The organism is Silvania confinis (assembly GCF_025564085.1).
Lineage (GTDB): Bacteria > Pseudomonadota > Gammaproteobacteria > Enterobacterales > Enterobacteriaceae > Enterobacter > Enterobacter confinis.
The window spans coordinates 171,198-196,650 of sequence record NZ_JAMGZJ010000073.1 but is presented as its reverse complement, the minus strand read 5'-3'; the positions used below and the strand labels follow the sequence as shown (position 1 = coordinate 196,650).

Here is a 25,453-nt window from a genome sequence, read left to right as displayed (position 1 = left end):
CCTCATTGCAACAAAGCACAGCAGCGTTGTCCGTATGAAACCTGTACCTGAATCCTGTATTTGAGGGGATCTTTCATGAAGGCGTTTACCCAAAAACTGACAATCGCACTACCCGCAATGCTGCTCTGTGCATCATTAAGTGGAGTCACAACAATGAGTTATGCTGATACAACTAATCCGAACGTCCCCGTTTCAATGATCCAGAAATGGGACAAGACCTTCGCCGAGAGTACCAAAGTCGATCACCGCAAGGTGAGCTTCCAGAACCGTTACGGCATCACCCTGGTGGCCGATCTGTACCTGCCGAAAGATATCGGCGATCGCAAGCTGGCAGCAATTGCGGTCAGCGGGCCTTTTGGCGCGGTCAAAGAGCAATCCAGCGGTCTGTATGCCCAGACCCTGGCGGAAGAGGGCTTTGTGACCCTTGCGTTCGATCCTTCTTACACCGGAGAGTCGGGCGGCAGCCCGCGTAACGTCGCCTCGCCGGATATCAATACCGAAGACTTTAGCGCGGCGGTGGATTTCCTCGGGTTACAAAAAGAGGTGGATCGTAACCGTATCGGTATCCTCGGGATCTGCGGCTGGGGCGGGATGGCGCTGAATGCCGCCTCGATGGATACCCGCGTCAAAGCGGTCGCCACCAGCGTGATGTACGACATGAGCCGGGCGATGGGTCACGGGGTTGGCGACGGCAAAGACCGTTATTCATCAGCCGATCGCCATGCGGTGCTGGAGTATCTGAACGCGCAGCGCTGGAAAGATGCCGAGAGCGGTGCCTTCGCCCACGGTGGCCATGATCTGAATGTCGACCAGAACGGCAAGGTCAGCGCGGGGGAACGTATTCTGCCCGAGGCATTACCTGCCAATCCGCATCCGGTGTTGAAAGAGTTCTATGATTACTACCGGATGCCGCGCGGGTTCCACGAACGCTCGGTTAACTCCACCGGCGCATGGACCGCGACCATGCCGCTGTCGTTCATGAACATGCCGCTGCTGAGCTATGCCAATGAAATCACCATCCCGACGCTTATCGTCACCGGTGAAAAGGCGCACTCACGCTACTTTGCTGAAGATGCGTTTAAGGCCGTTGGCAGCAAGCACAAAGAGCTGGTGGTGGTCCCGGGTGCAAACCATGTGGATTTATACGACAACGCCGCCGGTAAAATACCGTTTGCCCGCTTTGAGCAGTTCTTTAAAACCAGCCTGAAATAACCCAGTAAAACCCTGAGGGATACCCAGTGATTGTTTTGCGCTAAGCAATGGAATAACGATAAGAGATTAAAGAGGTTACAGCGACGCCCTGGTCCGGCTGTAAATCGCTGAGGCGTTTCCTGAAGGCCGAGAGGGCGTGACCTGCATGGATGCAGGATCTCGCCCGACCCGAAGCCGGAAGGAACAAGCCGAGGGTATCGCGAAGCGACGATTTACTTGCCGGGAGCCCGGGTTGCCAGGGCGGCGGGGATTGAGCCGCCATGGCACGTTCACCGGTTCGGTCATATCAAGTAGCAAGGAGCGTAAAGTGAACGGAACCACCCCCTCAGCCGCATATTCACCCCTAAACCAGTACGTCCTGTCTGTGCAGGTGGCCTCACCCTACAAGGACGCCGCCGCAAACAACCCCGGTGTCGTACCAAAATGCGCCCGGAAGTGTTTAATCAAATGGCTCTGATCAAAGAACCCGATGTCGCTGGCCACCTGCGCCGCGCTGATCCCTTTGGCCAGCAGCGCTTTGGCACGCATCAGGCGGATTTGCGTCAAATACTGGTGCACGGACAGTCCGGTCATCTTCTGGAAAGTGCGCATAAAATAGAATTCACTTAAGCCTGCCACCTGCGCAATCTCTTTCACCGACAGGGACTGGGTATAGGAGCAGTGCAAAAAGTCGATGGCGTGGCGGATATCCGCGCGCAAAAAGCCCTGACGCGATCCTTTAACAGTGCGCTCGCCGTAATGACCCACCAGCAGGTTGAGGATCTGATACATCACGCACTCTTTTTCCAGCGGATCCTGACTCTGTTTGATCACTCCCGCCGCCTGCAGCATGCGGCGGGCCATCTGCGGATCGTGGCGAATGCCGCGCGTACCGAAATTCACTTCACCTTTGCCGCTGATTACCGTTTGCGCGACCTCATTGACCAGGCTTTCACCCGGATAAAACGCACAGTAATCCCAGCCTTCATCACGCTGCACCGCTTCACCGGTGTGTACTTCACCGGGGGCGATAATCATCACTGAACCCGCCGCGGCAATGCCGTTTTCCCGGCACACCCGGGTACGCTGCGCCCCACGGGCAAACGCCGCGATCACAAATTCATCATGAAAGTGCGGCGGGTAGCTGTGCTCATAGCAGGTGGCCTGCAGGATCTCCATCCCACCGTGCAGCTGGCTGTCGCGCCACAGGCTGATCTCATCGCGTTTTTGTTGCACCACGTCCGCTTCCTCTTCCTGCCTGCGTAAATTTCACGGCTGAGCAGGATTTTACTATAGCGATTCCAGCTAATTCGTAAGATTGTTATTGAGCTAAGTAATATAAGGGAAAAAGAGATGTTGATGAAGATAAACACCGGACAGGCTACGTCCACGTCGGGCGAATTCCGTGCCGGTGTTGCGGCCTGCCTGCCGACCATTCCGGGCTACTGGAGCATTGGCTTTGCCGCCGGAGCGATTGGCACGCTCTCCGGTTTTACCACCGGGCAAATTGCCCTGCTGGCTGCCGCCCTGTACGCCGGGTCGGCGCAGTTTCTGTTTTATTCCCTGTGGGCCGCCGGGGCCGAAATGGCGTCAGTGGTGCTGAGCGTGCTGCTGGTTAACCTGCGCTACCTACTGATGAGCTCATCAATGAGCGTGTTTTTTCGCGACTACAGCACGTTGCAAAAAATGGTCAGCGGGCTGCTCCTGACGGACGAAACCTTTGGCGTGGCGGTGCAGCACGGCAGCCCGCAGGGCAAAATCAGCTACGCCTGGATGCTGGGCCTGAACGTGACGGCCTGGCTGAACTGGATTGTTGCCTGCGTAATGGGCGCCTGGCTGGCCACCACCTTACCGGCGTCACTGATGGAAGGACTGGGCTTCAGCCTGGTGTCGATGTTTATCGGCCTGATCCTGATGATGTGGTTTGCCAGCCGCCGCAAAATGCTGGAAACCCTGAACATTGCCGTCGCAGTGGCGATCACGCTGGTCTGCGCCGGAAGTGGTTCGCTCAGTCTGGTGGTGATTGTCGCTGCCTCTCTCGCGGCGACGCTGGCAACAGTGCTGTTACGCACCCGGAAAGGAAAATAGGATGGAAAGACATATTGTGCTGGCGATTTTGGCCTCTGCGCTGGTGACAGCCCTGATGCGCACCGTGCCGGTGTTGCTGCTGTCCCGCTTTCGTCTGCCTGGCGTCGTGCAGCAGTGGCTGAGCTTTATTCCCACCGCCATTATGGCCGCGCTGGTGACCGCCGAGCTGTTAAGTAAGCCCGCGATGACCCCTTCCGGGATCAGCATTGCGCTGCTGGCGGCGGGGTTTGCCACTCTGGTGGGGATCATCACTCGCGGACTGTTTGCCACGGTGCTTGCCGGGGTAGTGGCGTTTACCGCCGCTGGCTATTTTCTGGCAACTTAAACCCGCACCGACGTCACCTGGCTGACGCTGACAATCCCCTTATCCCAGATGACCTGGTGCAGGGATGACTGAATAATGCTGGTGATGGGTTTGGGCGTTAAGAGCGCCCAGCAAATCCCGGCAGGCCTGCGAACCGAGCGGTAGGTCACGCCGGTTACGCCGGTTACCCGTAATCGGGCGCCCAGCTGCTGCGGCTCGCTGTAGTCCGTGGGATGGTACCAGGGATGCGTACCCGGCAGGCCGGTAATGTCGGCAAAAGCGGCGTTGCCCAACTCTGTCTCCAGGCAGCGGTATTCGAAGCGTTCGAACTTCAGTTCGGGCACGTTCTGCCAGTATTGCTGGCAATGGTAGACAATCTCGGCCAGCGCCGTCTCCTCGCTGTCACCCAGATAATAAATACCAAAATCGCCGTTTGAAAAGCGACTGCCGTCAGGATTGACGTGAGTGAAGGCGGCCATGGCGTAATGCGCACCCCGGATCCCCAGCACCCACTCCTCGCGAGGAAGCAGGTTAAGGTTCCCCACCTCGATGGACAGGCGCGGGTTGGTTAATTTCTGGATCTCGTACAGAACGTCAAACTCTTCCGGGCTGGCAACGTCTTCGAACACGTAGATGGCCGGATACTTGGTGTGCAGCAGGCGGTAGCCCTTCAGCGGAAGCAGTGCCGTTGTGGGGATCGGATCATCGATCATCCGGCCAGGCCTCCGCGCAGCACGTCGACGCGCTTCGCCACTTCATGCAGGTTGCCAAACTCGCCTCCCTCAATAAACGACAGCGGGGTGGCGCCGTTGAAATAGGCATTGTGATTGGCCATGGCCATAAACCCGTACACGTTCTCGGGGTTGCTGAACACGATGCGCAGGGCCGAATGCATATTCAGCAGGTAGCTGATCCGGGTGAGCTGGTCATGGCTCAGGGAGGCGCTCTGCGTGTCGCTGTGGCGGTACTTGTACAGCGCCGCCCGCGAGAGTTGCAGAATGTTCTGCTGCTGCTCATTGTTGCAGCCCCATTTGTCCAGGATGTTCATAGCGGCACGGATGGCAATTAAATCGCGATCGCCGCGGGCTAGTGAGGCCGGGTTCAGGTGCTTCGTCATGGGATGCTCCCTGTGCTAAGAAAGAGTTATGTTGTCTCAGCATGGACTAAATATCCAAATTTGTCCATTCGAAGACAGCATGCCGTGTTCCCTCGTTAACGGCCTTTCGGTGGCTGTCGGATCTCTTTTGAGCGCAGGGTCAACTGCACGGGTACCGATTTGTACGACGGGGTGCCGCTCTCTTTATCCAGATAGTCGAGGGGAACCAGTACGTTGGCTTCAGGGTAATACGCCGCCACCGTACCCTGGGCAATGCGATACGCCACCAGCGTAATGTCGTCGAGACGCTGCGTGCTGCCGGGCAGCGCGGTGGTGATATCCACCCGGTCGCCGTGCTCCAGCCCGAGTTGCTGCATATCTTCTTCGTTCATAAACAGCACGTCGCGACGGCCAAATACCCCGCGATAACGGTCGTCGAGGGCATACAGCGTGGTGTTGTACTGATCGTGACTGCGCAGGGTGACGAGGCGCAGCACATTTTCGCCAACGCCCGGACTGTTCTCCTCGACGCCCTCAAACAGCGAGAACATCGCTTTGCCGGTGGCGGTGGGCCAGATGCGCTCGGTCGGCGGCAGCGGCAGCCGAAAACCGCCGGGGATCCTGATCCGCGCGTTGAAGTTGTCAAAGCCCGGCAGGGTCTGCTCGATTCGTTCGCGGATGCGGTCGTAATCGGCCACCAGCTCCAGCCAGTCGATGCGGCTGTCGGGCAGGGTGGCGTGGGCGATCCCGGCGACGATCGCCGGTTCCGAACGCAGCAACGGCGAAGCCGGGGGGAGTTTACCGTGCGAGGCATGCACCATCGACATGGAGTCCTCGACGGTAATCGACTGTGGGCCCGCACGCTGCATATCCAGCTCCGTGCGTCCGAGACAAGGGAAAATAAAGGTCTCTTTCCCCACCAGCAGATGGGTGCGGTTGAGCCGGGTGGCCACGTGCACGCTGAGGTCCAGCTTGTGCAGCGCGGCGAAGGCCTGGGCGGGGTCGGGCATCGCCACCGCATAGTTACCGCCAAGACAAATCAGCGCCTTAGCCTGCCCGTCGAGCATCGCCTGCGCGGCCTGCACCGCGTCGTGGCCGGGAGCAGACGGCGGGGTAAAGCCGAACACCTCTTCCAGCTTATTCAGAAACGCCGCCGACGGTTTTTCGTTGATCCCCACCGTCCGGTTGCCCTGTACGTTGGAGTGGCCGCGCAGCGGGCAAATCCCCGCCCCGGGCTTGCCAATATTGCCGCGCAGCAGCAGTAAATCGGCAATCAGGCGCACGTTGGCGGTGCCCTTGTTGTGCTGGGTTATGCCCATGCCGTAGGTGATGATAGTGGCGTTCGATTTCGCGTAGGCCTCGGCGACGCTTTCCAGCTGCGGGCGTAATAAGCCGGAACCCTGCTCGATGGCCTCCCAGTCCGTGGCGGCGATATCGGCGGCAAACTCGGCGAAACCGGCGGTGTGACGGGCGATAAAGTCGTGATCCAGCACGTTACCGCGTGCGGCGTCCAGCACCAGCAGATGCTTCGCAATGCCTTTCAGCGCTGCGGCGTCGCCCCCGGCTTTGACCTGGAAGTACGTCGAGGCGATGTCGGTCGCGCTGTAGGTTGCCATCTCGACCACGCTTTGCGGATCGGCAAAGCGCTCCAGCGCCGTTTCCCGCAGCGGGTTAAAGACGATGATCGGCACGCCCCGACGGGCGAGCTCGTGCAGGGTGCCCATCATTCGCGGATGATTGGTGCCCGGATTATGTCCGATGGAGATAACCAGCTCGGTGCGATCAAAATCCTCCAGCGAGACGGTGCCTTTGCCGATCCCGATGGAGCGGGGCAGGCCGATGCTGGTGGCCTGATGACACAGGTTGGAGCAGTCGGGAAAATTATTGCTGCCCAGCTCGCGGGCAAACAGCTGATACAGGAACGCCGCTTCGTTCGAGGCGCGCCCCGAGGTGTAAAACTCGACCCGATCCGGCGAAAGCTCGCGCAGCACCTCGCCGATGCGGGCAAAAGCCTGCTCCCAGCTGACCGGGCGAAAGGTGTCGCTCTGCGGATGATACGCGAGCGGGTGCGTCAGGCGGCCCAGCCCCTCGATCTCGAAATCGGGTTGTTGCCACAGGTCGCTGACGGTGTGCTGCGCCAGAAATTCCGGGGTGACGCGCTTTGTGGTGGCTTCCCACGTCACCGCTTTGGCACCGTTCTCGCAAAACTGAAAGGTGGACTTGTGTTCTTTGTCGGGCCACGCGCAGCCCGGACAGTCAAAACCGTCGGGCTGGTTGGTGCGCAGCAGAGTCGCAGGCGCGTCAAAGACATCCATCTGCGTGCGCACCGCAATCGCCGTGGCTTTTAAGGCCCCCCAACCGCCCGCCGGGCCGGCGTAGTGGTGAATGCCTGGAACCTGTCGTCTGTGGTTACTCATGAATGCTCCTGTGGGGGGTATCGGGGTGGCGGCTGATTTCAGCCAGCAGTAATGACGCTTCCTTTGAGTGTGGCACAAGCTCGTCAGGCAATTCCCCCTGCCACCCGATCCCGGGCCGCCAGGCGGTGGATATTCCGGCACACACCCAGTATCCGGCGACGGGTAGATAAGGCCAATGTCGGCCCTGACAGGGAGGTCATGGCCGGTGCAGGATCAGTTAATCTTGCCTAAGAAGTCACGTTTTCCAAGCGGTACGCCTGCCTGACGCAAAATGTCGTAAGCGGTGGTGAAATGGAAATAGAAATTTGGCACGGCGAAGGAGAAGACAAAGCTACGGGCTGTGAAATGCAGTTCATGTTCACGCGCTTTCACCATGATCGGGCGCTCATCGTCACCGTCAAGCTGCGCATCAGCCACCGATTCTAACCACGTGAGGGTGGTGGCGATCCGGGTCTGTAACTGCTCAATTGTGCTCTCGTTATCTTCCATCACCGGGGCGTCGATATCGGCCAGACGGGCCACACCGCGCTTCGCCATATCGCAGGTCACCTGCACCTGACGCACCAGCGGGAACATATCGTCCGCCAGTTTTGCTTCCAGCAATGCACTTTCGGTGGTGCCGTTTTCTTGCGCCCAGATGCGCGCTTTTTCGAGGATCGCGCTCAGGTTATGCAGCCCATGGATGAACTGTGCTTTTGTTTCGCTATACAGTGACATTGCAAACTCCTTAATCGTTATTGAGTGCCCGGTCAGACGCTACGCGCCTGGCCGGTATGCCAGGGTAAACCGAAACAGCCGATTTGTCAGGCGCAAACGCGCGCCGCCTTAGGCCGCGTTAAACGCAAAACCCTCGTCGGCCCAGCCGGTCAGACCGCCGATCATGATTTTGACCGGAAGGCCCAGCTGCGCCAGCTTGAGCGCCGCCCGATCGGCACCGTTGCAGTGTGGCCCGGCGCAGTAGACCACAAACAGAGTCCCGGCGGGCCACGCCGCCATGCGGTGCGCGTCGATATCCCGATGGCGCAGGTGGAGGGCCCCCGGAATATGACGGCGGGCAAACGCCTGCGGGCTGCCCACCACGTGCAGCAGCACAAAATCCATGTCGCCGTTTTTGATGGCACTGTGCACATCGTCGCAATCCGTTTCCACACTCAGTCGTTGTAAAAAGTGCGCAGCAGCGCGATCGGCATCAGCGGCAGGATAATCAATTACGTAGCTCATATTCTCTCCTTGTAGATTGAGTCTTTACTCTAGGGGCGCGGTGTGGTTTTGACAGCTGGCAGAAATGCCATATACCATCAAGATCATGACAAAATAACGCGGGTGCGGCGGTGAACAATCCTCTGGTAGTGGTGCTGGCCTATGACGGCTTATGCACCTTTGAATTCGGCGTGGCCGTCGAAATTTTTGGCCTGGCGCGCCCTGAAATGGGCGAGAACTGGTATCGCTTTGCGGTCGCGGGCGTGGATCAGGGGGAGTTGTGTGCTACGGGCGGCGTCCGGCTGGTGGTTGATGGTGGCCTGGAGCTGCTGGATCAGGCCGGAACCATCGTGGTGCCCGGCTGGCGAGGCGCGGAGACGCCGGTGCCCGCCGCGCTTTGCCACCGGCTGGTGGCGGCGCATCAGCGGGGGGCGCGGGTGATGTCGATCTGCTCCGGGGTGTTTGTGCTGGCCGCCGCCGGATTGCTCGACCATCGACAGGCCACCACTCACTGGCGCTATACCGACTTACTGCAGCAGCGTTACCCGGCCATTCAGGTCACGCCGGACGTGCTGTATATCGATAACGGCGACGTGCTGACTTCCGCAGGGAGCGCTGCGGGTATCGACCTGTGCCTGCATCTGGTCCGCCGGGACTATGGCTCGGTGGCGGCAAATCAGGTGGCGCGTCGGCTGGTTGTGTCCCCGCATCGCGATGGCGGGCAAGCCCAGTTTATCCAGCAGGCCGTTCCCGTTGCCTACGAGGGGCATCGCCTCGGATCGCTGTTTGATCATCTGCATACCCATCTCGCCGCCCCGCACAGCGTTGCCTCGCTGGCGGCGTTTGTCGGCATGAGCCCGCGCACCTTCTTACGCCGTTTTGCCGCCACCACCGGCAGCACCCCGGCTCAGTGGTTACTCAACGCCCGTCTGGCGCGCTGTCAGGATTTACTGGAAAACAGTGCGTTATCGCTTGAGCGGATCGCGGAGCTGGCTGGGTTCGGCAGCGTGGCGACGCTGCGTCATCACTTTAAACACCATTTTACAACCACGCCGGCGGCATACCGGAAACGATTTGCAGAACCTGGGGCGAAGTCGGCTTGACGTTTGCGCCCATATTTCTGCCGGGTGGCGCTGCGCTTACCCAGCCTACAAAACCTTTTATATCAAAGTATTATTGGGTATTTGTAGGCCCGTGCAAGCGAAGCGCCGCCGGGCAATTCCAGAAGCACTACGCGATTTTCACCCTTCAGGCTGCAGCTCCAAAATATTCCCCTTTATAAACATTCACATAAATTATTGATCATGAACGCCATCACATAATCCACGCAAAGTCTTTGTCGCGCGGATGGGCTGCATCTAAATTGCTAACTCGAGTTAGCTTTCAGGGTTAGCATCATGAACGAACCATTTTTCATTGGCATTGATGTGGGTTCCGCCAGCGTCAGAGCCGGGATTTTTGACCGCAGAGGTCAGCGACGGGCGTTCGCCGTTCGCCCCATTCAGCAGTTCTCTTCGCGGGCGAATTTTGTCGAACAGTCGTCAGAGGATATCTGGCAGGCGGTATGCGAATCGGTACGCGAGGCGATAGCGGATGCGGCGATCCCTGCTCAGGCGGTGTGCAGTATCGGTTTTGACGCGACCTGCTCGCTGGTGGTGGTGGACCGCGAAGGGCGCGGGATTTCTGTCGCAGAGCAGGGTGAAGCCGAGCGGGACATCATCATGTGGATGGATCACCGTGCCACCGAGGAGACCCTCGACATTAACGCCACCGGCGATGAGGCCCTGCGCTATGTGGGCGGTGAGGTGAGCGTTGAAATGGAGCTGCCGAAAGTGCTGTGGCTGAAACGGCACTTTCCCGAGCGCTACCAGCGCGCCTGGCGGTTGTTCGATCTGGCCGATTATCTGGTGTGGCGGGCGACCGGAGCCGATGTCGCCAGCGTCTGCACCCTGGCCTGCAAATGGAATTATCTGGCGCACAAAGCCAGCTTCAGCCATACGCTGCTGGCGGCGGTGGGGCTGGATGAACTGCCGGGCAAGATCCCGGCCAGCGTGTTAGCCCCCGGCGTTCGTGCCGGAACGCTGAATGCCGCCACAGCGGCAGCATTTGGCCTCCCGGAGGCCGTGATCGTCTCCAGCGGCATGATTGATGCCCATGCGGGCGGTCTGGCGCTGGTGGCGTCGAACTCGGCGGGCAATCTGGCGTTGATTAGCGGTACCTCGAATTGCCATATGTTGGTCAGCCCTGAGGCGGTAATGGTGCCCGGGGTATGGGGCCCGTACTGGGGGGCGATGCTGCCGGATCGCTGGCTGAACGAGGGCGGGCAGAGTGCAGCGGGGGCGCTGGTGGAGTGGACCCTTCGCCAGAGCGCCCTCTGGCCGAAACTGCAGGCGCAGGCGACCGTGCTGGGGGAGAGCGTGTATACCGTCCTCAACCAGTGGGTGGCGGCGCTGGAAGCGCGCGAAGCCTGGCCGACCGCGCAGCTGCACGTGCTGGCCGATCACCACGGAAATCGCTCGCCCCGGGCTAATCCGTTTGCCCGGGGTGTCGTCAGCGGCCTGACGCTGGAATCCGGCCAGGATGGGCTGGCCCGGCTGTATCTGGCGACCCTGCAGGCCATCGCCTACGGCACCCGACACATTATCGATACCCTGCGTGACGCCGGACACGATATTCAACGGATCACCGCCTGCGGGGGCGCGACCAAAAACCCGCTGTGGCTGCGCGAGTACGCCAATATCACCGGATGCGATATCGCCCTGAGCGCCGAAGAAGACGCCGTCACGCTGGGGGCCGCGCTGATGGGGGCGGTGGCCTGCGGGCAATACGCCACGCTGCCGTTGGCGGCCGATGCGATGGTGCGATCCGGTGGGGTTGTCAGGGCCGATCCCGCGACGGCGGATTTTCACCAGGCGAAGTATCAGGTTTATCTGGAGATGTATCACCCGCAGCAGCAGGCGCAGCAGGCGATGCACAAATGGGTCAAATAACAACGATGAAGGAACTGAATATGCTGACACTGAATTTACCGGCGGCACCCACGCCTGTCGTGGCTCAGGACCACGAGATCCTGATGGTCACCAACGCCGATCTGCGCGAGTCTGCCAATCTGGCCTGCTGGCCGGTACAGCAAAAATTTGAGCAGAAGCTGCAGGCGGCGCTGGAGCGCCACGGCTATCGCATGCGTCGCGCCCATCCCGTGAATGCCGAACGCGGGCATGGTTTTATCAGCAGTCAGCGCGAGGGCAGCGACCTGTTTGCGGCCATCGATCCTGACGCGCCGCTGATTGTCCTGCTCACCGCCTGGCAGTATTCGCACCATATCGCGCCGTCGCTGGTACATCATCGCGGCCCGGTATTGCTGCTGGCGAATTTCGACGGCACCTGGCCCGGTCTGGTCGGGATGCTGTGCATGGCGGGCAGTTTAACCAGCCTCGGCAAAAACTACTCCCGCCTGTGGTCGGAGAATTTTGACGACCCGATGTTTGAGCAAAAGCTGGCGACCTGGCTGCGTGATGGCGCGGTGAATCATGCCCTTAACTACCTGCACCCGGTCGCGGCGACCCATGCGGTGATGGCTACCGAAGCCGGGCAGCAGGGGCGGCAGGTGGGCGAGTATATTCTGCAGCACAAAGCTATCGTCGGCCTGTTCGACACCTTCTGCATGGGGATGATTAACGGGGTGTTCCCGCAGCAGGCGATGGTCAAGGTCGGGATGCCGGTGGAGTCGTTATCCCAGTCGGCCCTGCTGGTGGAGATGCAGAAAGTGCCACCGGCGCTGCGCGAAGCGTGCCTGCGCTGGTATGAGGAGCGCGGGATGCAGTTCCGTTTTGGCAGCGACGGTGCCAGCGAATTGACCCGCGAACAGGTGCTGGAGCAGTGCGCGATGATGATCGCCATGGCGCGCTTTGTGAAGCGCTTTGGCCTGTCGGCCGTCGGCGTGCAGTATCAGCAGGGGCTGAAAGACAGCTGTGCCGCCTCTGACTTTGCCGAGGGGGCAATCGGCAATGCCGATCGCTTCCCGATCCCGGATGAGCAGGGTGACATTATCTGGCCCGACAAAGCCATTCCTTGTATTAACGAGGTGGATATGGGCACGGCGATCCCGCAGACCATGCTGTGGCGGCTGCTGGAGGCGTTCGGGCAACCCGCAGAAACCACTCTGCACGATATCCGCTGGGGCAGTGACTATCAGGGAACCTTCTACTGGGATCTGGAGATCTCCGGCGCCGTGCCGTTTGCCCACCTGAAAGGGGGAATTGCCGGGGCGACCGGTTATCGTCAACCTGCCATGTTCTTCCCGGCGGGCGGTTCCACCATCGCCGGACAGGGCAAAGCGGGGCGCTTTATCTGGGCCCGCGCACACTATGAGGGCACTGAGGTGATGATGCACATCGGCACCGGGCATGCCGTTGAACTGCCGTCGGCGGAGTTTGAACGCCGCCGTCGCGCCACTAACTATGAATGGCCGCTGCTGAACGCGGTGCTGGATGGCGTGAGCCGCGATGCCCTGATGGCCGGGCATCAGAGTAACCACCTGACGGTGGCGTACGTCGATGAGGAACATCTGGAGACGATTTTCCGGGCGTTTGTCGCCCAGTCGCTAACCCAGGGGATCCGCGTGTGGGTTGCGGGCGATGCCATCAAATTACTGTAAAGGTGAGAGCATGCAAGAACGTACTGAAGCCAATAAATATACCGGCGTCTGGCCGGTGATGCTGACCCCGTTTAACGAACGGCGAGAAATCGACTGGCCCGCGCTGGAGAAACTGGTTCAGTGGTATCTGAATGCCGGGGTTCACGGGTTGTTCGCAGCCTGCCAGTCGAGCGAGATGTTCTTTTTAAGCGACGATGAAGCCCGCAAAGTGGTGCAGTTTATCGTTGAGCGGGTCGAGGGGCGTGTGCCGGTGGTGGCATCGGGGCATACCGCGACGGGTACCAGCCAGCAGATTGAACAGCTAACAGCGATGACCCAGACCGGGATCGACGGTTTGATCCTGATCAGCAACCGGCTTGCGCAGGCCGACGAGAGCGATGCGCAGGTGTTGAGCGGTTTGCAGCAGCTCACCGCCGCTCTGCCGGCGCGCATCGACCTCGGCATTTATGAATGCCCGTATCCCTATAAGCGGCTGTTATCGGATGAGGTGATTGCCTGGTGTGCCAGTAGCGGTCGCTACACCTTTATCAAAGACACCAGCTGTGCATTGCCGGTGATGGAGCGCCGCCTGCGCCTGAGCGAAGGCAGCCGCCTGCATCTGGCCAACGCCAACAGCCAGACGCTGCTGGCCTCGCTGCGCGCAGGCTGTCAGGCCTACAGCGGCGTGATGGCCAATTTCCACCCCGAGCTGTACGTCTGGCTGTTTGAAAACTGGCGCCAGGAACCGCACAAAGCCGAGCTGCTGGCAGATTACTTATCCACCGCAGCGCTGGCCGAAAATCTGGACTACCCGGTGTGCGCCAAGTTCTGGCAGCAGCAAATTGGTAACTTCAGCGCTTACGCCTGTCGGTCGAGAAGTAGCCAGTCGTACGCGGCAAGTTTTTATCCAGAGGCCATTAACAGTATGATGCGTCTCGGCGACGCGTTGAAAAAACAGTTATCACTTTGAATTAAAGAAGATTTTGTGCGTTTAACGCCCCTTAATGGATTAACGAGCGTGCAGCAAAAGGTCATCGGTCACGATGACGCAGTAACTGAAAAATAAAAACATGTATCCAGCACCCTACAACTTTCGTCTGCCAGCGTAATGGCAGGCGACGTCGGACTGCGCCACGCACTCTGATGAAACCCATGAGGTTAATATTATGTCAGTCACTCTTGATATGCCGGTCACGCAAAAGGCGGTACTCGATAAAGCGAGTATTCGTCGGGTGGTGGTTTCAAGCTGGATCGGTAACAGCATCGAATTTTATGATTTTCTGCTGTATGGCCTGGCGAGCGCGCTGATTTTCAGCAAGGTCTTTTTCCCGACCGTCAGCCCGATGGTCGGTATTCTTGCCTCGTTTGCCACCTTTGGCGTCGGCTTTATTGCGCGTCCGCTGGGCGGCATCTTTTTTGGTCATATGGGCGATACGCTGGGGCGTAAAATTACGCTGCTGATTACCCTCGGCGGGATGGGAACCGCGACCTTCCTGATTGGTTGCCTGCCTTCCTACGACATGATTGGGATCTGGGCCCCGGTGATGCTGGTGATCCTGCGCTTTATCCAGGGCTTCCTGGTCGGTGGGGAGTGGGGCGGTGCGATGCTGATGGTGGTCGAAAGCGTACCCGCTAATCGTCGTGGCCTGCTCGGTGCAATTCCACAGACCGGCGGCTTCTCTGGCCAACTGCTGGCGACGGGCATTTTCGCGCTGGTGATGATGTTGCCCGATGAGCAGCTGTTCTCCTGGGGATGGCGCATTCCGTTTATGCTGAGCGTGGTGCTGGTTCTGGTTGGCCTGTATATGCGTCGTCGGCTCGATGAAACCCCCGTGTTCCAGGAAGTGCGTCGTCGCGAAGCGCAAAGTAAACAAGCTAAAAAAGAAGAAAGCCCGGTGGTGAAGGTACTGCGTACCCAGTGGCGCAGCATTGTGTTGATCATGCTGCTGCGCTTTGCGGAAAGCGTACCGTTCTTTATGTGTACGGTGTTTGCCGTCTCCTATGCGACGGGTACTTTAGGGATCGAAAAACAGACCATGCTCGGCGTGGTGATGATGACCTGCGTACTGGCCTTCCCGATGCATGCGCTGTTTGGTGCCCTGTCCGACAAAGTGGGCCGCCGACCGGTGTACATCTTCGGCGCGTTGTTTGCGGCGGCGATGGCCTTCCCGTTCTTCTGGCTGCTGGAAAGCGGATCCTTTGTGCTGATGGTGCTCGGCTATGTGCTGCTGATTAACATCGCCCACAACTCCATTAACGCGGTGCAACCGTCCTTCTTTACCGAGATGTTCGGCCCGAAAGTGCGCTACAGCGGGGCGTCGATTGGTGCGCAGTTGGGTGCGATTGTGGCGGGGGGCTTTACGCCGTTTATCGCCAAGGGCTTAACCGCGCTCGACAACAATGACTGGACGCTGGTGGCCAGCTACGTAGTGATTGCTGCGCTGGTGGCCGCCTATGCGGCATGGCGTGCACCGGAAACCTCTAAACGGGATTTAACCAAAGACCCTCTGTAATGCGAGTCGGCCAGGGTGAAAGCCCTGGCCGCGATCGGCGCTTTTCATCGTCTGTTGCTGCTTCGAAGCAGCAAAAATGATAAATTAACACTTTGTCATTCACCGGACTCAGTACCCCATGGCCAAAACAGTCGAGACCATTGCGACCGCGCTGAACATTTCCATCACCACCGTGCGCCTGGTGCTGAACAACAAAGCCCGGCAATATCGGATCAGCGAAAAAACGCAAAAGCGCATCAATGACTACGTGGCTGAACACGGCTATACCGTCAACCACGCCGCCCGCAGCCTGAAGCTGAATAAGACCGATACTCTGGGTCTTATCATTCCCCGCCTGTCGAACGTCTTTTTTGCCACCCTTGCCGAAAAGCTGGAGATCCGCTGTCGCGAAGCGGGATATCAGCTGATGATCAGCTGCACCTACAGCGATTTGAAGCAGGAAAATGCGTTGGTCGATGCGCTGGTTGATCGTAACGTCGATGGCCTGTTCGTCGTGCCTTCGTCGCTGCAGGCGCAAAACCATCACCTGAAACGCACTTCGCGCCCGCTGGTGCTGCTGGACCGTGATTTCGACGGCACCGACACCTCGCTGGTGGTGAGCGATAACCGCCGGGGCAGTATCGCCCTGACCCAGGCGATGTTCAGCGCGGGCCAGCTGCCACTCTTCTTTATGGCCGGTGACACCGAGCAGCCGACCATCAAAGAGCGTATGAAGGGCTACACCTCGGTGCTGGAAGCGCAGGGGATTGCGGATTGCCAGCAGTGGATCCTCGAGACCGCGCACAACCGGCGCGAAGACGGCGAAAAGCTGATGCAGCAGTTTCTGGCCCGGCACAACGCGGCGCCACCGGCGTTTATCGCCTCTTCTCTGCCGGTGCTGGAGGGCGCGCTCAGCGTACTGCGTTCCCATTTCGGTTTTATCCCGGCGGATATTAATATCGGCACCTTCGATGAACACCCGATGCTGGGATTTTTATCCAATAATATCTGGTCGGTTCGCCAGAATGAGGACGCCTGGGCAGAGCAAGCGGTGGACGCGATGCTGCATCTGATCAATGGCGGGGACGAGAATGTCCGCGCGATTGTGCCGATGACGTTGATCCATCGCGCGCGGGCAAGCCTGTAGCGAAGCCGCTCGCGCGGCCTGCGTTATCCCTGGCGGTTGACGGCAATCGAATCCCGGGCAATAAATTCTGCAGGCAAAATGTCATTGCCGGGTGTGCTGGCCTCTGTGGCGGCGAGCAGCCTGGCCACCGCTTCTTTACCCTGAGCGTCGAGGTCCAGTCGCACCGTAGTGAGCGCCGGAATGAAAAAGGCGCTTTCATAACTGTCATCGTAGCCAATTACCGACACCTGCTCAGGTACCGCGATGCGTGCCTTGCTTAATGCGCTCAGCGCGCCGAGTGCCATCTGGTCGTTCCCGACCAGCAGGGCGCTAAACGCTACCTTACTGTCGATAAGCTGCTGCGCCCCGTCATAACCGCTTTGCGCATCCCAGGTACCGAAAATCACTGCGGCGGGCGTTTTATTGCATGTCGCCAGGCTGCTTAACCAGTTTTCCAGGCGTAATTTAGCCGAAATAGCCTGCTGCGGACCGGGCATCAGCGCGATGTCGTTGTGGCCCAGTTCGCATAAGCGCTTTACGCTCTCCTGGGTGCCGTTTGCCGGATCAAAGATCACGTGAAACACGCCGCTGTCCGGGGCGACGTCGAGAAACAGGCAGGTGACATCGCTGTTGTGTTGAGCCAGTTGCTGCGCGAGAGGGGTTTCCAGCGGGACGTTGATCAGGATTTTTTCGATAAACTGGGATTTAAAATCGTTGATCGACTGCTGGATCGCCGTGGCGTCGCTCTCATCAATCATCGAAATCAGCACCTGATAACCCGCTTCACGGGCATGTTTTTTTACTGATGCGGCAATTTGCGACGGGGCATGCAGCGCAAGGGAGGTGGTGATTAATCCCAGCGTCTGGGCCCGTTTGCCGACCAGCTGCTGCGCCAGACGGTTAGGCACGTAGCGCAGATCCTCAATCGCCTGTTCGACACGAACGCGCGTTTTTTCGGCCACGTTTACCGATTTATTGAGCACCCGGGAGACGGTTTGGTAGGAGACCCCGGCATGGCGAGCGACATCTTCCAGCGTCGCATTTCTGTTTTTGTTCACCCTCAATCCTTTCTTTTTACGTGGCGTAAACAGCGCGTTTCATTGCTGTGATTTCCCAACATTATATCAAAATGTCATACGTTCACATGGTGTGATTTCGCGATCCTGTTCACCTTTTTACGCTTAATAAATTGCGTTCTGTGAGGTCGATTGCAGTTTTCGGTGCGGGGAGTTGTTTGCGTCATTTGCCAGGTATTGTATGTAGCACGCGGATGTGAACGTCATACATTTTAACAGTGAACAAAATCAGTGTGACGTCGCAAATAAGCCTGACCGACAAACAACGCTATTCGCTGAGCATTCAGCGAAGCCCTGATCCTGTTCCTTGTTGAGGAAGAAAAATATGGTTACCGGTAAAAGGAACTACATTCTTTTAAGCATTTTCGATTTTCTGTACCTGTTTGCCTGGTCATCGACGATGGCCTTCTTTGTTATCTGGACCACACAGCATCTGGGGATCAGCGCCACCAAAACCGGCTGGTTGTACGCCATTAACGCCTTTATCGCGCTGACCATGCAGCCTTTCTTTGGCTATATCTCGGATAAATTCGGCACCAAAAAATCGTTAATCTTTTTGATTGTGGCACTGCTGCTGCCCGTCGGGCCGTTCTTTATTTACGTGTATGCGCCGCTGCTGGTGAGCTCTTTCTGGCTCGGGGCGGTATTAGGCGGGATTTATCTGGGGGTTATTTTTAACTCCGGCTGTGGGGTAATTGATTCTTATATCGACAAAATTTCTCGTCGCTATTCGTTCGAATACGGACGGGTGAGAATGTGGGGTTCATTAGGTTGGGCGGCGGCAGCCTATATTGTCGGCCGCAATATTAACGACAACCCAAATCTGTCCTTCTGGCTGGCCAGTATTGCGATTGTATTAGCCGCGATTTGCTTCACGCTGACCAAAATTACCGTCACCCTTGAAGAAGAAAAAATGACCTCTTCTTTGAAAGTGGGGAACGTACTGGAGTTGATGAAAGACAGACAGTTCTGGATGCTGATTATCTTTACCCTGTTTGTTACCCAGATCTATGACACCTACGACCAGCAGTTTGCGCAGTATTTCTCGTTACAGTTCCCGAGCGTTGACGAAGGCAATAAATGGTACGGCACCCTGGCGTCGGTTCAGGTTTGCGGCGAAACCTTATTCCTTGGGCTGATGCCGTGGTTTGTGAACCGCGTTGGCGCTAAGTGGGCGCTGGTGATTGCCGGAACCATTATGTCGGTGCGTATTTTGGGCTCCGCCGTTCCGCTGGGCCCGGTGTGGATTGCTGCGGTGAAGATGATGCACGCTATCGAAAAACCGCTGATCCTGATCTCGGTCTTTAAGTTTATTGCGCAGAACTTCGATCACAAACTGTCCTCCACCATCTACTTATTAGTGCTGTTTGCGGCCTCCATTGCTACTACGGTTTACTCCCCGGTGGTCGGCCATTTCTACGACACCATTGGTTTTGCCAACACGTACATCATTCTTGGCGTTATTTCAGGACTCTTTACCCTGTTCTCGGTGTTTGCCCTCCGGGACAGAAAAGACAAAGTCATTGATCTCTCTGTGAAGAGCGGGTCTTTAGCATAATGGAGGTGGTTATGAGCAGGTTATTTACGCAACTCAATTTATTACACGGTGCGGATTATAATCCTGACCAGTGGCTCGATCAGCCCGATATTCTTGAAAAAGATATCGCCATGATGAAAGAGACAAAATGCAATGTGATGTCGGTGGGCATATTCAGCTGGTCCAGGCTGGAGCCCGCTGAGGGCGAATATCAGTTTGGCTGGTTAGATAATGTGCTGGATACGCTGCACGCGAACGGGATTTTTGTTTTCCTCGCGACGCCGAGCGGCGCGAAACCGGCCTGGGTATCCGAAAAATACCCCGAGGTGTTACGCACGAATAGCGATCAAAGCAAAAACCTGCACGGGGAACGACATAATCACTGTCCCTCCTCACCAGAGTATTTACGGTTAACCGGCAACATTAACCAACAGCTGGCAAAACGGTACGCGCATCATCCTGCGGTTTTGGCCTGGCATATCTCCAATGAGTATGGCGGCGAGTGCCACTGCGATAACTGCCAGCATGCGTTTCGCGACTGGCTCAAGAACAAGTATCAGACGCTGGAAAATGTGAATCAGCGCTGGTGGACTTCATTCTGGAGCCATGATTATTCAAGCTGGAGCCAGATCCATTCCCCAGGGCCAACAGGTGAACAGTCTGTCCATGCCCTGAATATCGACTGGCGACGCTTTGTGAGCGAGCAGGTTGCGCTGTTTTGCCGTCATGAAATTCAGGCGGTGAAACCCTATAACCCGTCTTTGCCCGCCACCACTAACTTCCACGGGGTGTTCTACGACTACGATTACTGGCGCCTGGCGCAGGAAGTTGATTTCATTTCGTGGGACAGCTACCCGCAGTGGCACCAGACACCGGATCAGCAGGAGGTGGCCGCGTATACGGCGTTCACTTTTGATCTGATGCGCAGCCTGAAACCCGGCCTGCCGTTCTTGTTGATGGAATCCACGCCAGGCACCACCAACTGGCAGGCGATCAGTAAGCTCAAAAAACCGGGGATGCATCTGCTGTCGGCGATGCAGGCGGTGGCCCATGGCTCGGACTCGGTGCAGTATTTCCAGTGGCGCAAAAGCCGCGGCTCGGTTGAGAAATTTCACGGTGCGGTGGTGGATCACGTTGGCCATCTTAATACCCGCGTCGGGCAGGATGTGAAGCAGGTGGGGGCGGCGCTCGAAAAACTGGCCAATGTGGCGGGGGGCGACTATCGGGCAGAGGTGGCGATGGTCTATGACTGGGACAACCGCTGGGCAGTAAATGACGCTGCCGGGCCGCGCAACGCCGGTATCAAGTTTGAAGAGACGGTGCAGCAGCATTATCAGGCGCTGTGGCAGCAAAATATTCCGCTGGATATTGTTTCCCGTCAGTCTGAACTCAGTGGCTATCGCCTGCTGATCGCTCCGATGCTGTATATGGTGGACGAAGCCTTTGCCGAACGAGTAAATCAGTTTGTCGAGGCGGGCGGCGTGTTTATTGCCACTTACTGGACGGGGATCGTTAACCCGGACGATCTGTGCTTCACCACCGGTTTCCCCGGCCCGCTGCGTGAGGTACTCGGCATCTGGTCAGAAGAGATCGACAGCCTCTATGACGGGCAGACAAACCAGCTTGCCATCACCGCGTCGGACTGGAACAGCTCGGTGAGTGCGTACACCTGCAAGGAACTCTGCGATTTAATCCATGCGGAGACGGCAGAAGTGTTGGCCGTGTATCAACAGGACTTTTACGCTGGCAGGCCCGCTCTTACCCGTAATCAGTACGGCAAAGGGCAGGCTTATTATCTGGCGGCAAGAACCGAGGGTGAGTTTCTGCATGATTTCTACCGGACGATTGCGGGCCAACATGGCATCACCGCCTGCACCACGATGCCGCTGCCGACCGGGGTTGTCGCCACGACAAGGCACAACGCGGGGCAGAGCTATCTCTTTGTGCAGAACTACAGCGACCAGGCGGTGACGCTGGAGCTGGCAGAAGAGAGCCGGGGGCTGGCACCGTTGCTGGCGGGCGATCGGCTGATCGGCCATCAGTATGCGATGCCCGCGTTTGGGGTTGAGGTGTTTTTAGCGGGCGCGTGATGCGCTGAGTCCGCGATGCAACAAGATAAAAAAATCCACGCCATGGCGTGGATTTTTTATGACCGAAGAACGGTTAGTTGTCTACCAACTGCACCACCACCAGTCGGCCACCTTCCTCCTGCGAGAAAACGAACTGGGCATTATCTTTGAGTTCTATCTTCTCGCCCACGGCAACCACACGCTTATCCGGTAACGACATCAGCCCCTGGATCCCTTCGTTTACCAACCACCACTGATCGTTGTGGAAAACAAAGTAGCCCACCCGTTTCTTTTGCTCTGGCGTAGTGCGTTCATTGGGGGCAATGAGGCGATTAACATGCCAGGCATAAATAGACTGACCGCTCCAGACCATGAGCCGGTGATCGTCCGGCCGGTAACTGCCTGCTTTGCGCGAGGAATAGAGGTTAAGGATCGGTAACTTACCTTTGTAGGCGGTACCGCAGTACGGGCAAGCCGGTCGGGTTTTACCAGAGAAAACATACCATTTTTGATCGCAGTCCTTGTTCTGGCAGGGCTGGATCAGGTCTACCGTTTTGACCAGCGCGCTTTCCCACTCATCTGCGGTCGGGCGTTTTGTCGCGTCATGCAGACCCTCGATAAAGGCCCGTTCAAACAGCGGTGTCAGGTACGGCCCCATAATGGTGTAGGGGATTTTAGTGGGATCGGCCCAGGGAAGAGAGAACGGTGACAGCTGGTTGACCTTCACGGCGTTGCTGCTATCAGTCGGATGCTCAATGAACAGCGCCTTTTCCCCCATCGATAAGGTTTCATCCCGCATTTCATCCGCCATGTCATGAATTTTCCCACCCCGAAGCGGATGGCGGAAAAACAGGTACATGTAGATCAAAACCGACAGCGCATGGCGGTCGGTGGCGATGCTCGGGAGTACCCTGTTTGGGTCTTCCTTGGGCAGATGGCTGGTTTTTACCACTTCGGGGGCAATAAAATCCGGAGTGCCGACCACATCGGGCGGGTACTTGCCTGGCACAACCAGCCCGTCGACATCAATAATGCAGGCATGCCCCAATTCAGGATCCACCAGCACGTTCTTATAGCTCAGGTCGCTGTGGCAGAGCCCCGCCGCGTGCATCCTTCTGACGGCGCGGGTTAACAGCAGACAGACCTTGAGATAGGTCAGCGTATTTCCCCGTTCACGCGGGTCGAGAAACTTATTCTGGTTGCTGGCGCTGGCGAACCATTTCCCCTCTTTTTCCCGGCCTTTGATGCCCAGGAAGTCATCATTCTTTGAGCCATGCTTAAAGAAAAAATGGCTCTGGTAAGTCGGGACGACGATCCCAATTTTATTGTCATGCTCGACCACGTGAGTCGGCCAGCAAAAGAGATCCTTCCAGTAGTCGCCGCCCGCCTGCCCGAAGATGTTTTGCCGGTAGCGGCCGGTGATCATATCAATGCGTTCCCGGGCCTGCTCATTCTGCGGCTTATGATAAAAAGCCACGACGTAGGATTTGTCAGGCGAAAAATAGACATCCTTCATGGCGCCTGAACCTATTACCTCATCGACATACTGGACTGTCTGACCGTCCTTGGTTGTACACGTAATAATATTTGCCATCGTTAATCACCCCTGAAGCGTGCCACTCACCACGAGACCACGAGGGTTCGATCGTCATGATTCCCCGGGGAGAAAAAGTTCAGCCATTCCCCCAACCCGGCTGGTGCCTGGTCTGCATTAGCCAGCAAAGGCGAAATTTCGTTGACGAAGCGGGTCCATTTTTCGTCGCTGCGCAGCCCATTATCGGTCTCAAACCGGGGGTCGGAAACACCGTCAGTCATCAGAATCAAATGCGACACATCACGCCATTTGCCCACGCTGATGCGTCCGGTAAAGGCGGTGTCGGCAATAATGCTCTGATCGAGAAATCGCGTTTGCCCCGCGTACTCGCCGCTGTCGGGATTGCCAAGGATCCTGACTTTGCCCGAAGGGCTGTATGCGGCTATCGCACCATCGCCGAGCCAGAATGCGGCGGCGAACAGTTCCTCGCCTATGCGCAGTGAAACCGTTGCCAGTAGCGTTGTGGAGTACGATTTCAGCGGCTGGTCGGCATGAATGGCTTCGTTCTGAATGCTGTTGACCGCCAGCGTCGCCGCCTGTTTGAAATGGTGCAGCATGGCGTTTATCGTTGCCTGCTGTTCGCCCGGTCCCCACGCCATAATGTGTTCTTTGAGGGCAGTACCGCGTTGCCCATTAAGCTGGCTGAAAAGATAGTCACCGGCCGTGCAGGCGGCGATACGCGAGCCTTCGCGAGAATTTATCGCGCTGCCCGCGCCATCCGCGACCAGCATAATGGACCAGCCTGACTCATTGCTGTGGTTGATGTAGAAATCATCGTCTCTGAAACTTCCAGCATGCTCATGGGAACGTCCCCTGCGGCTTGCGGCCGCAATCCTGACATCGCCACTGACCAGACCTTCGACGTCCAGATGAGACTTTGGATACGGCGCGTTCGCCGGGGGCTCAATCACTTTCCAGAGGCTTTGCGGGTCGGGATTCACAACAAACAGCTGCTGTGTTTCGCCACGCTCATGGGATGCACAAGACCAGATAACCGTCAGGGTAAAATCCCCACTATCCGTCGGTATACCGGCGATCGCCTGCTGTTCTCTCGCGTATGAGAGGCCGATATCCCGGGGAAAAACGACATCAATGATGCTGGCCTGCTGGCCATTATCGAGAGTGAGGGTAACCGGCGATGAGAAATGCTCACCCGCCCGGGCGTTGGGGAGCGTGATTCTCGCCTGCGGAGGGGCGGGCTGTTTTACGGGCATCTGGGCACGCTGTTGTTCTGTGGGTATCTGCCCGGGCTGGAGTGCCGCAGAGGCCGGCGCGGCTTCGTCGGTTGTTGCGGGCTTATCAAACGCATAATACGGCATCAGCTTCCACAGCGTGGGAGCTGGGGGTTCTTCTGCGGGTGTTTCGCTCTCTGTACCAGCGGTGCGGAGCGTTTCAGGTTCCTCGACCGGGGCGGGTGGGGTCGACATCAGGCTATCAATGCGCTGAATAAGCACCGCTAGCGGGTCACCCAGGGCGGGATCCTGTGAAAAAGTGTGCAGCGACTCGGTTTCAAGCCTGTGGCCGCGCTCTGACAGGATCAAGTCTATGATCTTCTGTTCCAGTGACAGGTTCTGGCTCATTAGCCTCTCCCTCTGCTTACGTCAAAATTGGCGTCTCCGCCATCGTTGCTGAAGCTCAGCCCCTTTTCGCACCACGGGCAAATGACATCGTCCGGGCCATCAATGCACAGCAACTTGCCACAGGAACACATGGCAAATGCGCTGGCATTTCCACAATGGGGGCATCCCGGGACACCGTGCAGTTCGCTGGTATTGACCTGTACCCCGGACACCGAAGGATCGGACCACGCGAAATAGTCCTCATCGATGGGATAGCATCCGGCAATATTGAAGCTATTCAGATTGAGGCTGAAATCCAGCCCCGACGCTTTTGCGGGAGGACGCTCATATTTCATCAGATAGGGGCGACGCGTTTTGCTGCAACGACCGGTCAGGGTCACGCAGTTTTCATCGTACGCTCTGATGACCTCGTCTTTCGCCAGGCGGACGATATAGTCTGTCTGGTTCAGCTCCGGCTGTTTTTCATCGCCAACGCTGCGGCTGTGGGCGGTAACGGAGGCGGTGATCCACTTGATGAAGCGGGTAAAATCGCCTTCCTGAGACTCGGTAAACAGCATGACGTTTTCTGTCAGCTGCCTCAGGACATTGAGATCTGCTGATGGCCCCAGTCCTACGGCAATGAGATTGACTTTACTGGCGTAGTGTTCTTTCCAGCGCTTAACGTCTGCGGTGGTGTCGTCGGTCGGCCGGCCGTCCGTCAGCAGATACACCACCGGTTTCCAGTCACCTTTGGCTTCGTGGGTGGTTTTTCTGACCTGGCTATCAATCTGTGCGGTCAGCTCACGCAATGCCGCGCCGAGGCTGGTACCGCCGCCAACGGGCAGGCGAGGAGGGTAGAAAGAGGCAATCTCATGAAGCGGCACAATCGTGCGGGCGATACCCGCAAAGGCGATAACTGACACCCAGGCCGTTTCCAGGGCGTGGGGATCCTTCCTTAAATCGGCGACGATCATGTGCAGACCATCAGTCATTTTTTTCAGGTTTTCACCCATCATGGACTCCGAGCAGTCCAGAACAAAAAACACGGGTAGGCGTCTCATAGAAATC

Annotated in this window: 20 protein-coding genes and 1 pseudogene; 11 read left to right on the top strand and 10 right to left on the bottom strand. The window is 57.6% G+C overall.

Annotation, left to right across the window (positions count from 1 at the left end):
• Nucleotides 1-75 precede the first annotated feature (75 nt).
• On the top strand, nucleotides 76-1,212 hold the full coding sequence (locus tag M8013_RS09750; RefSeq protein WP_271267600.1) for an alpha/beta hydrolase: 1,137 nt from the start codon (nucleotides 76-78) through the stop codon (nucleotides 1,210-1,212).
• 381 nt (nucleotides 1,213-1,593) lie between these two features.
• On the opposite strand, the gene M8013_RS09745 is transcribed toward M8013_RS09750, so the two are convergent.
• Complete coding sequence (locus tag M8013_RS09745; protein WP_271267599.1) at nucleotides 1,594-2,430, bottom strand: AraC family transcriptional regulator; 837 nt, start codon at nucleotides 2,428-2,430, stop codon at nucleotides 1,594-1,596.
• Between the two features lie 114 nt (nucleotides 2,431-2,544).
• Here M8013_RS09745 and M8013_RS09740 point away from each other — a divergent pair, with 114 nt between their 5' ends.
• Both M8013_RS09740 and M8013_RS09735 read left to right on the top strand, forming a co-directional pair.
• A complete protein-coding gene (locus M8013_RS09740; RefSeq protein ID WP_271267598.1) occupies nucleotides 2,545-3,279 on the top strand; it encodes an AzlC family ABC transporter permease in 735 nt (244 codons plus the stop codon).
• 1 nt (nucleotide 3,280) lies between these two features.
• A complete protein-coding gene (locus M8013_RS09735; protein WP_271267597.1) occupies nucleotides 3,281-3,604 on the top strand; it encodes an AzlD domain-containing protein in 324 nt (107 codons plus the stop codon).
• On the opposite strand, the gene M8013_RS09730 is transcribed toward M8013_RS09735, so the two are convergent.
• From M8013_RS09730 to M8013_RS09710, 5 genes are all read right to left on the bottom strand, one after another.
• Entirely contained in the window at nucleotides 3,601-4,296 is a 696-nt protein-coding gene (locus M8013_RS09730; RefSeq protein WP_271267596.1) for an RES family NAD+ phosphorylase, read from the bottom strand. The two genes, M8013_RS09735 and M8013_RS09730, sit on opposite strands and share 4 nt — an antisense overlap.
• Nucleotides 4,293-4,700 carry an antitoxin Xre-like helix-turn-helix domain-containing protein gene (locus M8013_RS09725; RefSeq protein ID WP_271267595.1) on the bottom strand — a complete coding sequence of 136 codons (408 nt, stop codon included), beginning with the start codon at nucleotides 4,698-4,700 and terminating at the stop codon, nucleotides 4,293-4,295. The genes M8013_RS09730 and M8013_RS09725 overlap by 4 nt, the downstream gene beginning before the upstream one ends.
• A gap of 95 nt (nucleotides 4,701-4,795) precedes the next feature.
• Nucleotides 4,796-7,096, bottom strand: coding sequence for an FdhF/YdeP family oxidoreductase (locus tag M8013_RS09720; RefSeq protein ID WP_271267594.1), 2,301 nt, complete (start codon nucleotides 7,094-7,096; stop codon nucleotides 4,796-4,798).
• A gap of 213 nt (nucleotides 7,097-7,309) precedes the next feature.
• Nucleotides 7,310-7,813 carry a DUF1993 domain-containing protein gene (locus M8013_RS09715; RefSeq protein WP_271267593.1) on the bottom strand — a complete coding sequence of 168 codons (504 nt, stop codon included), beginning with the start codon at nucleotides 7,811-7,813 and terminating at the stop codon, nucleotides 7,310-7,312.
• A 108-nt stretch (nucleotides 7,814-7,921) separates the two neighbouring features.
• Complete coding sequence (locus M8013_RS09710) at nucleotides 7,922-8,317, bottom strand: rhodanese-like domain-containing protein (RefSeq protein WP_271267592.1); 396 nt, start codon at nucleotides 8,315-8,317, stop codon at nucleotides 7,922-7,924.
• A gap of 110 nt (nucleotides 8,318-8,427) precedes the next feature.
• On the opposite strand from M8013_RS09710, the gene ftrA reads away from it, so the two are divergent.
• From ftrA to M8013_RS09680, 6 genes are all read left to right on the top strand, one after another.
• Nucleotides 8,428-9,399 carry a transcriptional regulator FtrA gene (gene ftrA / locus M8013_RS09705; protein ID WP_271267591.1) on the top strand — a complete coding sequence of 324 codons (972 nt, stop codon included), beginning with the start codon at nucleotides 8,428-8,430 and terminating at the stop codon, nucleotides 9,397-9,399.
• A 294-nt stretch (nucleotides 9,400-9,693) separates the two neighbouring features.
• The gene (locus tag M8013_RS09700; RefSeq protein ID WP_271267590.1) at nucleotides 9,694-11,286 is read left to right on the top strand and encodes an FGGY-family carbohydrate kinase; all 1,593 of its coding nucleotides are present in this window, start codon (nucleotides 9,694-9,696) and stop codon (nucleotides 11,284-11,286) included.
• A 20-nt stretch (nucleotides 11,287-11,306) separates the two neighbouring features.
• Nucleotides 11,307-12,953, top strand: coding sequence for a signal transduction protein (locus M8013_RS09695; RefSeq protein WP_271267589.1), 1,647 nt, complete (start codon nucleotides 11,307-11,309; stop codon nucleotides 12,951-12,953).
• Nucleotides 12,954-12,963: 10 nt separating this feature from the next.
• Nucleotides 12,964-13,902 (top strand): dihydrodipicolinate synthase family protein, encoded by a 939-nt coding sequence (locus tag M8013_RS09690; RefSeq protein ID WP_271267588.1) that lies wholly within the window; start codon nucleotides 12,964-12,966, stop codon nucleotides 13,900-13,902.
• Nucleotides 13,903-14,098: 196 nt separating this feature from the next.
• Nucleotides 14,099-15,445, top strand: a complete 1,347-nt coding sequence (locus tag M8013_RS09685) for an MFS transporter (protein WP_271267587.1) — start codon at nucleotides 14,099-14,101, stop codon at nucleotides 15,443-15,445.
• 118 nt (nucleotides 15,446-15,563) lie between these two features.
• Nucleotides 15,564-16,571 (top strand): LacI family DNA-binding transcriptional regulator, encoded by a 1,008-nt coding sequence (locus M8013_RS09680; protein WP_271267586.1) that lies wholly within the window; start codon nucleotides 15,564-15,566, stop codon nucleotides 16,569-16,571.
• A 23-nt stretch (nucleotides 16,572-16,594) separates the two neighbouring features.
• On the opposite strand, the gene M8013_RS09675 is transcribed toward M8013_RS09680, so the two are convergent.
• On the bottom strand, nucleotides 16,595-17,608 hold the full coding sequence (locus M8013_RS09675; protein WP_418939532.1) for a LacI family DNA-binding transcriptional regulator: 1,014 nt from the start codon (nucleotides 17,606-17,608) through the stop codon (nucleotides 16,595-16,597).
• Between the two features lie 343 nt (nucleotides 17,609-17,951).
• Here M8013_RS09675 and M8013_RS09670 point away from each other — a divergent pair, with 343 nt between their 5' ends.
• Together M8013_RS09670 and M8013_RS09665 are read left to right on the top strand one after the other, a co-directional pair.
• Nucleotides 17,952-19,184, top strand: a complete 1,233-nt coding sequence (locus tag M8013_RS09670) for an oligosaccharide MFS transporter (RefSeq protein WP_271267585.1) — start codon at nucleotides 17,952-17,954, stop codon at nucleotides 19,182-19,184.
• Nucleotides 19,185-19,195: 11 nt separating this feature from the next.
• Nucleotides 19,196-21,253 (top strand): beta-galactosidase, encoded by a 2,058-nt coding sequence (locus M8013_RS09665; protein ID WP_271267584.1) that lies wholly within the window; start codon nucleotides 19,196-19,198, stop codon nucleotides 21,251-21,253.
• Between the two features lie 73 nt (nucleotides 21,254-21,326).
• On the opposite strand, the gene M8013_RS09660 is transcribed toward M8013_RS09665, so the two are convergent.
• From M8013_RS09660 to M8013_RS09650, 3 genes and pseudogenes are all read right to left on the bottom strand, one after another.
• A complete protein-coding gene (locus M8013_RS09660; RefSeq protein WP_271267583.1) occupies nucleotides 21,327-22,826 on the bottom strand; it encodes a helix-hairpin-helix domain-containing protein in 1,500 nt (499 codons plus the stop codon).
• 26 nt (nucleotides 22,827-22,852) lie between these two features.
• Nucleotides 22,853-24,163: pseudogene (locus tag M8013_RS09655) on the bottom strand (PP2C family serine/threonine-protein phosphatase); the annotation flags it as partial.
• A 242-nt stretch (nucleotides 24,164-24,405) separates the two neighbouring features.
• Complete coding sequence (locus tag M8013_RS09650; RefSeq protein ID WP_271267581.1) at nucleotides 24,406-25,446, bottom strand: TerY-C metal binding domain-containing protein; 1,041 nt, start codon at nucleotides 25,444-25,446, stop codon at nucleotides 24,406-24,408.
• Nucleotides 25,447-25,453 lie beyond the last annotated feature (7 nt).

Coding starts and splice junctions, on each gene's coding strand:
- M8013_RS09690 (WP_271267588.1), top strand. CDS start 12,964: ATGCAAGAACGTACTGAAGCCAATAAATATACCGGCGTCTGGCCGGTG.
- M8013_RS09720 (WP_271267594.1), bottom strand. CDS start 7,096: ATGAGTAACCACAGACGACAGGTTCCAGGCATTCACCACTACGCCGGC.
- M8013_RS09725 (WP_271267595.1), bottom strand. CDS start 4,700: ATGACGAAGCACCTGAACCCGGCCTCACTAGCCCGCGGCGATCGCGAT.
- M8013_RS09740 (WP_271267598.1), top strand. CDS start 2,545: ATGTTGATGAAGATAAACACCGGACAGGCTACGTCCACGTCGGGCGAA.
- M8013_RS09710 (WP_271267592.1), bottom strand. CDS start 8,317: ATGAGCTACGTAATTGATTATCCTGCCGCTGATGCCGATCGCGCTGCT.
- M8013_RS09680 (WP_271267586.1), top strand. CDS start 15,564: ATGGCCAAAACAGTCGAGACCATTGCGACCGCGCTGAACATTTCCATC.
- M8013_RS09700 (WP_271267590.1), top strand. CDS start 9,694: ATGAACGAACCATTTTTCATTGGCATTGATGTGGGTTCCGCCAGCGTC.
- M8013_RS09660 (WP_271267583.1), bottom strand. CDS start 22,826: ATGGCAAATATTATTACGTGTACAACCAAGGACGGTCAGACAGTCCAG.
- M8013_RS09735 (WP_271267597.1), top strand. CDS start 3,281: ATGGAAAGACATATTGTGCTGGCGATTTTGGCCTCTGCGCTGGTGACA.
- M8013_RS09670 (WP_271267585.1), top strand. CDS start 17,952: ATGGTTACCGGTAAAAGGAACTACATTCTTTTAAGCATTTTCGATTTT.
- M8013_RS09730 (WP_271267596.1), bottom strand. CDS start 4,296: ATGATCGATGATCCGATCCCCACAACGGCACTGCTTCCGCTGAAGGGC.
- M8013_RS09715 (WP_271267593.1), bottom strand. CDS start 7,813: ATGTCACTGTATAGCGAAACAAAAGCACAGTTCATCCATGGGCTGCAT.
- M8013_RS09685 (WP_271267587.1), top strand. CDS start 14,099: ATGTCAGTCACTCTTGATATGCCGGTCACGCAAAAGGCGGTACTCGAT.
- M8013_RS09695 (WP_271267589.1), top strand. CDS start 11,307: ATGCTGACACTGAATTTACCGGCGGCACCCACGCCTGTCGTGGCTCAG.
- M8013_RS09650 (WP_271267581.1), bottom strand. CDS start 25,446: ATGAGACGCCTACCCGTGTTTTTTGTTCTGGACTGCTCGGAGTCCATG.
- M8013_RS09750 (WP_271267600.1), top strand. CDS start 76: ATGAAGGCGTTTACCCAAAAACTGACAATCGCACTACCCGCAATGCTG.
- M8013_RS09665 (WP_271267584.1), top strand. CDS start 19,196: ATGAGCAGGTTATTTACGCAACTCAATTTATTACACGGTGCGGATTAT.